We start from the raw sequence: 12120 nt of genomic DNA, 5'->3' as shown, positions 1-12120 counted from the left end.
AAACCAAGCCAATCGGTCTGCGCCTACGGCTTGACCTCTTGGGGTTTCATGGTAAAATATAATAAGTAGCGATGAAGTGTTTCTTTAGGACTCGTTGAAGTATCAGCGGCTCTCTTTTTGAGAAAGGTAATCTTATGGAAAAGAAACCTGTGATGATGATCGTGGACGATGAGGAAATGCACCGTGCTGTTCTCGCACAGTTTTTTCAAGCGGAGTATGAGCTTTTAGAAGCGACGAACGGCAGGGATGTGATGGCGCTGCTTGCCGAAAAGCGCGTCGATGTCATACTGCTCGATCTTGTGATGTCCGGCATGGACGGCTTTGAATTGCTCGCTGCCCTAAAGCGCGACGAACGCTTGGCGGCGATTCCTGTCATCGTCACGACCACAGACAGCGAACGTGCCGCCGAGGTGCGTGCAATGGAGATGGGCGCTGCCGACTTCATCACGAAGCCTTACCATCCGACGATCGTTTGCTGCCGCGTGAAAAACGTCATGGCACGCATGGAGAATGAGTGGCGAAAGCTCGAACAAGCGGCGCGTGAGAGGCAGATCCTTGAGATGCGCCACCACATCGAAATAGATGCGCTGACAGGAATATACAACCGCGAGGCATTTTATGAAAAGACCGTCGAGCTTCTGCAGCAAAATTCCGGAATGCGCTACAACCTTTTGTACTTCGATATCAACTGCTTCAAGATCATCAACGATCTTTTTCATGTTGAAACGGGAAATTTGATCTTAAAAACGGCGGGCACATATTTCAAAACGATCACGGAAGGCATCGGTCTTGCCGGGCACATGGAGGCGGATCACTTTGCCGTCTGTATGCCGGACGATATGCTCGACATCGACATTTTGCTCGAAGGTATCGATAATGCGATCTTCTCGCTTGGCATCAAGAATAATATTCTTTTTTATGCAGGCATCTATTCGGTGGATGATGTGCTCCTGCCGGTCGATCAGATGTGCGACCGTGCGCACATGGCGCTCAATACGATCAAGGGACGCTATAAGACGCGCTATGCTTACTACGATAAAAAGATGCGCGAGACGCTTCTCGAAGAGCAGATGATGCTCCGTGAGATGGAGTTTGCGCTCTCGGAGGGGCAGTTCTGTGTGTATTATCAGCCGATCTACAGCATCAAGGCAGGACGCACCGTCAGCGCTGAGGCGCTCGTGCGCTGGCGGCATCCGGTGGCGGGGCTCATTCCGCCTGCGCGCTTCGTGCCGCTCTTCGAGCGCAACGGCTTCGTCGTGCGGCTCGACCGCTTCGCGTGGGAGGATGTCTGCCGTATGCTCTCATCTCGTATTCGTGCAGGACTGCCCGTCGTACCCGTCTCGGTCAACGTCTCACGGCTGAATTTCTATGACAGCGATTTTTGTGATACGGTCGTCAGCCTTTTGAAGAAGTACGATCTGGATCCTTCGCTCCTGCGCCTTGAGATCACCGAGTCCGCCTATACGGACAATCCGACGCAGCTGATGCATGTCTTGAAAAAGCTGCAAAGTCTTGGTTTGAAGATTCTCATGGATGATTTTGGCAGCGGCTACAGCTCGCTCAATATGCTTCGAAACTTAGCGGTTGATATCTTGAAGATCGACATGAGTTTTGTGCGCGATTTGGAAAACTCGCAGCGTGCGCCGGCGATTCTGCGGCGCGTCGTCGAGATGGCGCACGATCTCAGAATGGGCATCGTCGTCGAGGGAGTGGAGACGAAAGTGCAGCTGGATTTCCTGTCGAGCATCGGCTGCGACAAGATTCAAGGATATTATTTTGCAAAGCCCATGCCGCAGAAGGATTTTCTGGCACGCATAGAGAAAGAAGCAGAGAGGTGATGACAGATGGCGAAGATAACGAAAAAGGCATTTGGCGAGCTTAAGAACGGCAGGCTCATCACACTTTATACGTTGGAGAACAGCTGCGGGATGAAGCTCTCTGTCATGGACTATGGGGCGCGTGTGCAGTCGCTCATCGTACCGGACAGGGAGGGAAAGTGCATCGACGTGGCGCTCGGCTACGAGGATCTCAAAGGCTACGAGGCGGACGATAAGTATTTCGGCGCGATTGTCGGCCGCTCGGCGGGACGCATCGCTTTCGGTGATCTGCCCATCGACGACAAAACGTATGTCTTGGAATGCAACGAGGGCAGAAACCACTTGCACGGCGGTTCTCTGGGCGGCTATGATAAGAAGGTCTGGACGGCAGAGGAAAAAGCGGGTGCGCTGACGCTCTGCTATATGAGCCCGGCAGGTGAGGGCGGATACCCCGGCGATTTGAAGATGACTGTGACGTATGCGCTTTCGGAGAAGAATGAGGTCGTCGTTTCCTATGAAGCGGAGGCGAACGGGGATACGATCTGCAATCCTTCGCATCATACATACTTCAATCTCGAAGGATTCTGCTCGGGATCCGTGCTCGATCAGAAGATTCGCATTTTCGCGGAGAAGTACACGCCGACGGATAACGAGTTGATTCCGGACGGACGCATTCTGCTCGTCGAAGGGACGCCGCTCGATTTTCGCGAGATGAAAGAGATCGGCGCACGCATCGACGCGCCGTTCAGTCAGATGCGCTGGGCGGGCGGCTATGACCACAACTTCGTGCTGGATCGAACTCCGGCGGAGGAAGAAGCGAAAGAACTGGGGCTTGGCGAAGATGCTGCGTGCCCTGTGGACTACACGAAACTCCACAAGCTCGCGCATGTCTATGCGGAAAAGACGGGCGTCTATATGCGCGCCTACACGACGCAGCCCGGCGTACAGTTCTACTCGGGCAACCACTTAGACGGCGTGCTCTCCGGCAAGGCGGGCGCGGCGTTCGCCCCGCGTGCGGGCTTTACCCTCGAAGCGCAGGTGTTCCCTGACGCGGTGCATCACGCGAACTTCCCGCAGTCGATCCTGCGCCCGGGCAAGGAGTGGCGTGCGCAGACCGTGTTCGCTTTCGGCTTGGCGTGATGGGGTGCCTATAAGCGAGCCATTTTATCAGCGTTTCCTTAAGAAGCCCGCTCATTCCCCTGCGACTAAGATTCTCGTTCAAGCGGAGCGCGTTTGAATCTTGGTTGTTATTTAGGGGAATGGGCGGGCTTTCGTTTGCGAAATCCCGTGCTGTGTAGGGCGTCCCATCACAGGGAAGAGGCGGGGCTTCGTGGGATTGCGCTTTGTATGCGGAGGAGATACGATGCCGGAGAATATCGAGCGTGCGCTTCTCTATGTGAAAAAGCCTGCGCATTTTCGCCTGCGTCTCTTTGCCGACGGGCTTCTGATCGGCGTTCTTGTGGGCGCGGTCATCGCGCTCTATCACTGGCTGTTGGAGAGCGCCGATCACTTGCGCCCCGTGCTGTACGATTTCTTGCGCGACGCCTCGCCGCTCTGGACGGGCGGCTATTTTCTCGCTCTGCTTGCCGTTTCCGGCGTCGTCCGGCGGCTCATGCAGCTCGATGCAATGGTCGGCGGCGGCGGCATTCCCGATCTCAAGGGTGTCTTGCGCGGCGAAAGCCACCTTCACTGGTTGCGCGTGCTCTTCGGCAAATTCGTCGGCGTCGTGCTGGCGATCGGTGCGGGGCTGTCGCTCGGGCGCGGCGGACCGAGCGTGGAGATCGGCGCCTGTGTGGGGGCGGGGGTCAGCCGCCTCGCCGGACGTTCGCGGGCGGAGGAGCGATTTCTTCTGACGGCGGGGGCAGGTGCGGGCTTCGCCGCCATCTTCAACGCCCCGTTGGCGAGCCTTGTCTTTTCCTTCGAAGAGCTATCGAAGAACTTCTCACCGCAGATGCTCATGGGTGTTCTCGGCGCGTCAATCGCCGCAGGATTCTTCACGCAGGAGATCTTCGGCGTCGGTCCGATGTTTGCCGTCGGCTCTGTGCTTCCCGTGCCGCTCGGCGGAGCATATCTCTTGCTCTTTTTGCTCGGCGCTTTTTCGGGCGCACTCGGCAGGCTCTTCAACGGTATGCTCATCGGCTCGCTCGATACATGGGCGAAGTCGCCGCTGCCCGCTTGGCTTCTGGCAGCGATTCCGTTTTTGGCGGCGGGCGTGCTCGGCTTCTTTTTGCCCGACGTCTTATCGGGCGGCAACTTCCTCGTCAATCGTCTTGTAGAGGAACCGCTGCTTTTCGGCGCGCTTCTCGCCGTCTTTGTCGGCAAAATGCTCTTTACCGTCTTTTGCTATGGCTCTGGCGTGCCCGGCGGCATTTTTCTTCCCGTGCTCGTCTTGGGGGCGCTTTCGGGGGCAATCTTCGCCGCAGGCGCGACGGCGCTCGGCGTCCTGCCGACAGCGCTCTCTTCGACCTTCGTCGTCCTTGGCATGGCGGGATTCTTCGCGGGAAGCATCAAGGCGCCGCTGACGGCAAGCCTGCTCATCATGGAGATCACAGGCTCCTTTGAGCATTTGCTCGCCGTCGTCTGCGTCGCTTCCGCCGCTGTACTCGTCAGCGATCTTATCGGCGGCAGCCCCATCTACGATGCGCTTTATGAACGTTCGCGCCGTCGGCGCGAAGAGATCGAGGGAGCCGTACGCCGCCGCATCTTGACGGAGCTGTGTATCGCTTCCGGAAGCGTCATGGAAGGGCGAACCATCGCCTCGATCGCATGGGGGGCGCACAGCCACGTCATCAACGTGCGGCGCGGCGCAGAGGAACTGCTGCCGCAGGGAAACGTGCAGCTCAAGGCGGGAGATATGCTCTATGTGCTGACGGATGCGCAGGAAATCGCCGCCTTAGAGCGGGCGGCGGGGGAAAGAGACGATGGATGATAAAAAAACGAGCATAAATTATTTTCGTATGCTATAATGAAACTGGTGCTATCGAAAGATATGGCGGCCGATTCTTAGCCCCTGAAAGGGCGGTCAACGTCAACCAATCGCGCTTCGCCTTCGGCTCACGCTCTTGGGACGTTTTCGCATACGAGCCGTTTGCCAATCCGCTGCGCCGGCAGGCTTGCTTCTTGGACGGCTCAGCAGGGCGCTGCTTATGGAACTGTACGATTTTTTATCGTTGATGTTCATGGTGACGATTTGCGTCGTTGCTTTAAAAGCAAAATAAGAATCCCCCGCCTCTGGCTTCCAACTTAGGCGGGGGTTCTTAAACCTGACTGTTGATTGGGGCTGGTCGTCTAGCGGTAGCACCCTTTCTATGCTTATTATATGACATAGTATCTCATTCGTCAAATTTTTGTCCCGTGCTTTTATGAAAAAATACAGCTCCTGCGGCTTTTGCCGCGAGGAGCTGTATTTTTTATGGAAATCTGTTGTTTTTGGGGAATCTGCGTTTCTTTGTCAGAACGCCCACTTGACGGCTGCGCCGCCGCTGATGCCTTTGCGTTTGCCCTGCCAGCCATTGAGATGGAGGTCGTAGCTTACGCGGCTGTTCTCGGGCGAGAAGCGGTAGCCGAGTTCGAGCATGTAGCTCGATCCTTTGAGCGAGGGGCTGGGCGCTGCGTCGCCACCGATGGTTGCGCGCGCTTCGCCGTCAAATTCATACTCCCAGGCAAGACCGGTGTAGAATTCGCCCTTGTGCTGATCTTTTTGACTGTAGCGGAAGCCGAGACGCAGACGGTGCGAATCGACGGCTGCAAAGTCGTAATTGTCGCCCGAAGAGAGCTTCACGGACATGCCGTTCTGGTGCGACCAGAAGTAGCGGGCATAAGCGTCGATGGCGGCGTCTTTTTTCAGCTCGACGGTTTTGCCGATGCCGAGGTGAATGCCGTAGTAGGTGTTCGAGCCGTCATAGTCGGCATCGCTTGAGCCGTGGAGCTGATAGTCGCTCGTGGCGCGTCCGCCGCGCACGGAGCCTTCGAGCCAGAGCCCGTCTTGCTGCGTGAGTTTGCCGAGGACGCCGATGCCGAGGTAGCTGATCGCGCCGCTACCGTGCGTGCCGTTGTCGAGATAGGAGTCATAGGAGCCGCGTCCATATTCGACGAAGGGGCTGAAGAGACGCTTTGCGCCGTCTTTCATCGCGTCCTCACGCGCCCAGCCGACGCCGAGGCTCCAACCCTTCGAGTCAACGTGGGAGCCGCTCTCGACGCGCATACTGTTCGCGCCTGCGCCCGCCCAGAGTTGATAGGATGCGTTGTCTGCGACTGCCGTATTTCGTTGTGCGCCCTTGCCGGATTTGCCTGCGCCTGCATCGGTGCGGAGTGTCGTTTCGGCTGCTGCTATGCCGTTTTCAACGATATAGTCCGCGCCTTGGTTGATGAGATTCGAAAGGCCTGCGCGTGTTTCTATCGGGGACTTTGCGTCGTCGCCGAGACCTGCCTGTGTGACGGTCGCGGTCAGCTCACCGGTGTTTTCTTTCTTGATCGCATAGGTGTAGCGGCGTGCCATGCCCTGCTTGCCTTCGATCTTGTTTTCGATCTTGTCGTCGGTCGTGAGATCGCCGCCGGCGGTCTTCATGAGCAGGAGCTTGTCGCCTTTTTTGAGCTTCGGCGCGTCACCGCGACGGTCAACACCGATGTTCAGCCCGCGGATGTCCTTCGTCGTCGTGCCAAGCTTCAAGAGGGGCGTCGTGTTGCCTGCCGTCAGTTCGTCGGTGTGGAAGTGAAGGTTCTGCACGCCCGCGAAGTCCTGCACTTCAGACGGCTTGTAGACGGCGAGCGTGTTGCCCGTGCCGTTTGCAGCAGAGCCGCCATAGACCGTGCCTGTGACGCGTGCGCCCTTGAGGTTGATCGTGTTGTTCTTCGTCACGCTGCCGAATCCGCCGTAGATGTTGGCGGCGGTCTGGATGTCGCCGAGGTTCACGGTGTTGCCCGAGGCTTCGCCTGCTGCGGCGTGACCGCCGTAGAGTGCGCCCGTGAGCGTGCCTGCCATGTAGTTGACGGTGTTGTTCAAGCTGTTGTTCTGCTTGTCGGCGGCGGCTTTTGTGCCTGTGCCGCTCGTCCAGCCGCCGTAGACGTTCGTATAGGACTTGCTCGCATCATCGAGCGTGAGCGTGTTGTCCTGCGTCGTGTTGCCCGCCTTGGAGCGGCCTGCCCATGTATCTGCGCCGTAGGTCGTCGTTTTCGTCGAGCCTTTGACGGTATAGCCCTCGTAGACGAGCTTTGTGACGGTGCTGCCCGACTTGACGACGTCGATGTTTGTCTCCATCGTGGCGTCGGTGTTCAGCTCGGATTTCACGGCGTCGCCCGTGCGCCCGATGGTGTTGATGCCGGCGGCATTTTCCATGAGCGTCTTTGGCGTCTCGCTTGCCGCGCCCGTCGCTGTGAGGGTCGTCCAATCGACATCGGTCGTCGCGCCGCCCGTGACTTGGAGCATGGGATTCGCATCGGTGTTCGTCGTATCGAAGGTCAGCTTCTGGAAGCCCGAGATGCTGCCCGCTTTGTTGTTTGTCCCTGTGACGTTGAGTGTGTTGCCCGTGCCGCCTGCCGAGCCGCCTTTGAGTGCGCCTGTGACTTGCGCGTTGCCCTTGAGGTTGACGATGTTGTCCTTCGTCGTCGCGCCCTCGCCGCCTGTGACGGAGTTGACGGTGGTATTGGTGAGGTTGACGATGTTGTTCGAGGCTTCTGCCGCTGCCTTGCCGCCGATGATGTTTGCGGTGGTGAGGTCTTTTTCAACGGTGACGGTGTTTTCCGTCGCTTTGCCGCCCGCCGCTTCGGTATAGCCGCCGTAGAGCGTATTTGTGACGTTTGCTGTGCCTTTGACGGTGACGGTGTTCTTGTAGCTGTTGTCTTTGTCCGTCGCCGTCGAGCCGGAGCCGCTTGTCCAGCCACCGTAGACGTTCGTATGTGTGCCGCTTGCGACCTCGACCGTGTTTTCACGCGTCGAGTTGCCCGCCTTGGAGCGGCCGCCGAAGGTGTCTGTGACAGCGCCTTCCGTGACGGTCGTCGCCTGCGTCACGCCCTTGAACTGGTAGCCTTCGTAGGTGATTTCGGTGATGCGTGTGCCTGTCTTGCGGACGTCGATGTTCGTCTCGGTCGTTTCTCCCGTCTCGGATTTTGCTGCACCCGTATAGCCCGCGAGGTTGATGCCGTTCGTGTTCTTTAGGAGCGTGAGCGGTTTCGCCGCTGTGCCCGATGCTTTGAGGTTCGCCCAGTCGACATTGGTCTGTCCTGCGCCTGTGGCTTCGAGCATCGTGTCGTCTTTGGCAAGACCGGTCGCGTCGAAGTTCATCTTTTGGATGTTTTCGATGCTGCCCGCTTTGTTGTTCTTGCCTTTGACGTTGAGTGTGTTGTCTGTGCCGCTTGCCTGCGAGCCGCCTTTGAGTGCGCCTGTGACCTGTGCGCTGCCGTTGAGATTGACCGTGTTGTTGTTCGTCGTCGTGCCGTCGCCGCCTGTGATAGAGTTGACGGTGGCGTTGGCGAGATTGACGGTGTTGCCCGAGGCATCGCCTGACGCTGCCTTGCCGCCGATGATGTTGGCGGTGAGGTCTTTTTCAACGGTGACGGTGTTGCCCGTCGCCTTGCCGCCGGCGACGTCGGTCAGACCGCCGATGACATCGCCTGCGGCGGTCGCTGCGCCTTTGACGGTGACTTTGTTGTTGATGCTGTTCTTCTGCTTTGCGGCGTCTGCGGTCGATCCTGCGCCGCTTGTCCAGCCGCCATAGATGTTCGTATGGCTGCCGCTATCGACGGTGAGTTCGTTCTCCGTGGTCGTGTTGCCCGCCTTGGAGCGCCCGCCGTAGGTGTCTGTGCCCTCGGTCGTCGCGGTCTTTTTGCCCTTGAACTGATAGCCTTGGTAGGTGATGTCCGTGATGGTGCCGCCTGTTTTTGCAACGTCGATGTTGTACTCCGTTGTTCCGGCTTCGTTGATCTTGGACTTCACTGTGCCGGCGGTGTAGTTCGAGAGGTTGATGCCGTTCGCGTTCTTGAGGAGCGTCGTGCGGTTGACCGAGGTGCCGCTAGCGTCGAGGGTGTTCCAGTCGAGGTTTGTTGCGCCGCCTGTGATATTCAGCAGGGGATTGGCTGCTGTCGCACCCGTTGTGTCGAAGTGCAGCTTCTGGAAGTCAGAGATGCTTTGCGCCGAGTTCGTGCCTTTGACGTTCAGCTTGTTTTCCTCGCCTGTCGCGCCGGGCGTACCCGTGCCGCCTTTGAGTGCGCCGTTGACGGTCACGCCGCCGTTCAAGTTGACGATGTTTTTCTTCGTCGCCGCACCTTCGCCGCCTTTGACATCGCCCGTAACGGTTGTGCCTGTAAGCGTGACTTCGTTGCTGTCTGCCGCCGTCGCACCGTAACCGCCCGTGACTGCACCTGTGGAAACTGCGCCGAGCGTGACTTTGTTGCCGTTCGCTGCGCCGCTCGTGGCGTAGCCGCCGTGAATGTTGCCATGCAACGTGCCGCTTGTGGCGTTGACTTCGTTTTCGAGTGCATCGCCCGAGCCTGCGTTGTAGCCGCCGTAGAGATTGTTGACCGTACCGCCGGAGATATTGACTTTGTTCTTTTTGACATACCCTGTACCTGCGACTTTATTTGTGATGCCGCCATAGACGTCGGCATTCACTGTACCGTTCTTGACCGTGACGGTGTTTTCCTCAGCGTTTCCTGCATCGGTATCGACATAGCCGCCATAGAGGTTGTCTGTCGTGGTGCTACTGCCGTCGAGCGTGACTTCGTTCTGGTAGCTGTTGTCCTTATCCGTTGCAGTCGTCCCCGTGCCTGCGGTCCAACCGCCGTAGATATTGTCATGGTTGCCGCTTGCAACGGTGAACTTGTTGTGGTGCGTGGAGTTGCCGCCGACAGAGCGACCGCCCCATGTGTTTGTCGTGCCGCCTTCCATGACAGTCGTCGGTGCTGTCTGATGGGCGAAAGCGTAGCCTTCGTAGTCAATCTGTTTGTGGTCGGAGGATCTCGCAAGGACGAGTTCCTTGTTTCCGTCCGTCTTGACAAGGCGATCACCGCCTTCTGAGATCGTGATCGTGCCGCCTGTATTTTTCAGCAGCGTGCCTTTGCGCCCATGTTCGCCGTTCATCTTGAGGTCGCTGAGACTGTGGATCGTCGTTCCGCCCACATCGCTTAAGGTCAAGGAAGATTGAGTCACATGCTGGTTGAAATGGAAGTTGATATCAGCGAAATTGCTGATATTGGCGGCACTTACATTGCCATAGACGTTCAGCTTATTGCCTGTGCGGTAGTCTTTCGCACCATTCGTGCCGCTACCGCCACTGATAATGCCTGTGATGCTCCCGCCAAAGGCGGCGTCTGCACTGCCGAGATTGACGGTGTTGCCTGTCGCATTACCGTTCAGAGAACGACCGCCATCCACATTGCGTACCGAACCGCCCGTGATGGTGACGGTGTTGCCTGTTGCGTTGCCGCTTTGCGAATAGCCGCCGAAAATATCTTGTTTACCGCCACCTTCGATGAACACTTTGTTGCTCGTAGCATTGCCGTTGTTTTCAGATTTGCCGCCGTAGACATCTGCAATCGTCGCCGAGCCGCCTTTGATTGTGACCGTATTATCCACTGTATCGCCATGCTCCGAGACGCCGCCGCGAATCTCTCCATTCGCCGAACCGTTCGTGAGTGTGACGGTATTGCCCTCTGCCTTGCCCGCACCGTCTGCGTGTCCGCCGGAGATGGTGCCCACGCTGCCATTTTTGATTTCGACGATGTTTTTTGTCGCGTTGCCGTGTTTGGCATAACCACCCTTAAGTGAACCGGACAGGGTGCCGTCTTCCAAGATCGCATGGTTCTCCGTCGCGTTGCCACCCAGAGACTCGGTAGCGCCGCCTGTCATGTGGGAAAAGTTCGAAGTTCCACCCTCAAGCGTAATCTTGTTGCCGATGCTGTGGTTCTGCGCATTTTCTCCCGTTGCCGTAGAGCCGCTGCCTTTCGTCCAGCCGCCATAAGCATGATTAAGCGGCTGGATGCCGCTCACGGTGACATTGTTGCCTGTTGTCGTGTTGCCGATGGTAGAGCGACCGCCCCAGATATTTGTTCCCTCGAAGTCCTTAGTCGTCGAATCCTTGAACTGGTAGGTGCGATAGTTAATTGCTTTGTGGTTTGAAGCTTCTTCGATGATGGTTTCCGTCTTCTCTTCCGTGCGTCCTACCTTAGTGGAATCGGCAATATCAAAGCCCTTCGAGTTCCACATCAATATGCCGCTACCGACCTTTGCGTTTTTCACATAAAGCTGGTTGAGACTATCGAGTTTTGTTTTGTTCGCCGTATCCGTGAGTTCGAGTAAAGCGTGGTTTGTATTCGTATAAGCGTTGAAATTGAAATTGATGGTCGAGAAGTTTTTGATATTGTATGCGGTGGCATTGGTGTTGACGTTGAGCGTATTGTTCGATACCTTGTCAGGGTGACTATCGTTGCGACCGCCGTAAATCGTGCCATTGATCGCGTAGCCTGCCGCCATAGCGCTTGTACCGTCGCCGAGGTTGACCGTATTGCCGGATACCTCGCCCGTACCGTCGGAATGACCGCCTTCGACGCCCGTCATGGTGCCGCCCTTGACAGTGACCGTGTTGTTTTTCACATTGCCGTTTCCATCGGAATAGCCGCCGTAGACTTCTCCGGCGTGACCATCGTCGATTGTCGCCGTATTATTGAGTACGTCGCCGTTAGCCCCGTCTGCTGCTAAGCCGCCGTAGATGTTTTTTCCATTTAGGTTGCCGCCCTTAAGGAGTGCTGTGTTACCTTTGACGAATCCTGTACCTGCGCCTTTTGCCATGCCGCCGACCAGGTCGCCGTTGAGATGGTTGCCGTTGAATTCGGCGTGATTGTTCTCTACATTGCCGCCGCCGTTCGCGGCGCCGCCAAAGATTCCGTCGGCAGTAGAAAGAAGCGTTCCCGTTGCCGGATTGACGGTGACACGGTTGCCCGTCACATTGCCTGTGCCGAAAGTAAGACCGCCGTACAGCTGGTTAGTGTAGCCTACATTTTTGAGTGTCAGTGTATTATTTGTCACATTTCCGCTGTCGGTCGTAGTCCCGATAAAGCCTGCGGCTGTACCGAAAGAAGCACTGACATTCGGAAGTTTAGCGTTATTGGAAGGTGCGTGCGCTTCGTCAATCGTTACATCATTTCCGCTGACATCTGCAGCGTCCGCCGGAGCTGCTGCGAGAAGCGTGCCGCTGCTGAGAGCGAGCGCGACGAAGAGCGCCAGATGACGCTTTGCGGTTCTTTTTTTGAACATAATTTCCTCCTCTAAGACATAAAACCCAAGGCATTTTTGCAATATGGATATTTTGAA

General features: G+C 57.0%; 4 protein-coding genes. 3 read left to right on the top strand and 1 reads right to left on the bottom strand.

The genetic code is table 11. The features are described 5' to 3' along the window. Positions 1–134 precede the first annotated feature (134 nt). The 3 genes from ACO5Z0_RS10875 (at position 135) to ACO5Z0_RS10865 (ending at position 4746) form a co-directional block, all read left to right on the top strand. Positions 135–1838: a putative bifunctional diguanylate cyclase/phosphodiesterase gene (locus tag ACO5Z0_RS10875; RefSeq protein ID WP_485650318.1), complete on the top strand. Its 1704-nt coding sequence runs from the start codon at positions 135–137 to the stop codon at positions 1836–1838. Between the two features lie 6 nt (positions 1839–1844). Next, a complete protein-coding gene (locus tag ACO5Z0_RS10870; RefSeq protein ID WP_485650317.1) occupies positions 1845–2957 on the top strand; it encodes an aldose epimerase family protein in 1113 nt (370 codons plus the stop codon). Between the two features lie 223 nt (positions 2958–3180). Beyond that, on the top strand, positions 3181–4746 hold the full coding sequence (locus ACO5Z0_RS10865; protein WP_485650316.1) for a ClC family H(+)/Cl(-) exchange transporter: 1566 nt from the start codon (positions 3181–3183) through the stop codon (positions 4744–4746). Positions 4747–5268: 522 nt separating this feature from the next. Here ACO5Z0_RS10865 and ACO5Z0_RS10860 read toward each other — a convergent pair. After that, positions 5269–12063 (bottom strand): autotransporter outer membrane beta-barrel domain-containing protein, encoded by a 6795-nt coding sequence (locus ACO5Z0_RS10860; RefSeq protein WP_485650315.1) that lies wholly within the window; start codon positions 12061–12063, stop codon positions 5269–5271. Positions 12064–12120 lie beyond the last annotated feature (57 nt).

It is taken from the genome of Selenomonas sp. (assembly GCF_057272215.1).
Note: the sequence above shows the minus strand (reverse complement) of the source record. Positions and strands in the feature narration are given on the sequence as shown.

Excerpts from the sequence above, each read along its gene's own strand:
- ACO5Z0_RS10875 (WP_485650318.1), top strand. The coding sequence starts at position 135 with ATGGAAAAGAAACCTGTGATGATGATCGTGGACGATGAGGAAATGCAC.
- ACO5Z0_RS10870 (WP_485650317.1), top strand. The coding sequence starts at position 1,845 with ATGGCGAAGATAACGAAAAAGGCATTTGGCGAGCTTAAGAACGGCAGG.
- ACO5Z0_RS10865 (WP_485650316.1), top strand. The coding sequence starts at position 3,181 with ATGCCGGAGAATATCGAGCGTGCGCTTCTCTATGTGAAAAAGCCTGCG.
- ACO5Z0_RS10860 (WP_485650315.1), bottom strand. The coding sequence starts at position 12,063 with ATGTTCAAAAAAAGAACCGCAAAGCGTCATCTGGCGCTCTTCGTCGCG.